1 protein-coding gene and 1 pseudogene are annotated in these 780 nt (G+C 72.7%); one reads left to right on the top strand and one right to left on the bottom strand.

Annotated elements, in window-relative coordinates; genetic code table 11:
- Window positions 1-160 precede the first annotated feature (160 nt).
- Window positions 161-538: a hypothetical protein gene (locus tag G3I65_RS53315; RefSeq protein WP_160703908.1), complete on the top strand. Its 378-nt coding sequence runs from the start codon at window positions 161-163 to the stop codon at window positions 536-538.
- On the opposite strand, the pseudogene G3I65_RS53310 reads toward G3I65_RS53315, so the two are convergent.
- A pseudogene (locus tag G3I65_RS53310) lies at window positions 522-780 on the bottom strand (SAM-dependent methyltransferase); the annotation flags it as partial. The gene G3I65_RS53315 and the pseudogene G3I65_RS53310 overlap by 17 nt on opposite strands.

The following is a 780-nucleotide window of genomic DNA, read 5'->3' as shown; positions in this document are numbered from 1 at the left end:
GCCACGGCGCCGGCGGGGGAGACACCGAACGCAAGTCGCCCGCCTACCGGATCGAAGGCGCCGTCTTCGACAACCTCGGTGAACCCGGGCGCCGGATCATCGGTTCCCTCAACGACGACGAAGACCCGCCGTCCGCCCGCCGGACCTGGTAAGGAGACGCATGAGCGACATCGCCGGGATGAAGGCGGAGCTGGACGCTCTCGTCCGCGAGCAGGCCGATCGGCGTGCCCTGCGCGAACAGCAGGGCGAGGAGATCAAGGCCCGCTCGCAGGAGTACATGACCAAGCAGGTCCAGGCGGCCGAGCGGTACGTGCAGCACATCCGCGAAGTCGCGCAGCGCAAGACGAAGTCCGGCTGGAGCACCGACCGGTCGCACGCCGAGCCTGCCTCCGCCTTCGACGCGGAGGAGTACCCCGGCCCCGGCGGGTTCGCGCCGCCGCCGGGCCCGGCTCCGCGGCCGGTCCGGGACGAGCCGCGGCCCGCGCGCCGTCCGCGGGCGGCCGTCGAGGAGGAAGAGGACTTCAACAACCCCTGGTGACCGGCGACCAGACGTCGACGGCGATCTCGCGGAACCGCTCGGTGAACGGCCCGCGCAGCAGCTGCCGGAGTTCCGCTTCGAACTCCGGCAGCCGGTCGCCGAACAGGTGGGGTGCCGCGCTGGACAACGAAAAGACGCCGGCGACGACCTCGTCCGCGGTGCGGGTGACCGTCCGGCCGGGGACCTCGAACCGCCTCGGCCCGGTGAACCCCGCGGCGCGGTAGATGTCCGCTTCGCCGCCC

It is taken from the genome of Amycolatopsis sp. SID8362 (assembly GCF_010550475.1).
Lineage (GTDB): Bacteria > Actinomycetota > Actinomycetes > Mycobacteriales > Pseudonocardiaceae > Amycolatopsis > Amycolatopsis eburnea.
Note: the sequence above shows the minus strand (reverse complement) of the source record. Positions and strands in the feature narration are given on the sequence as shown.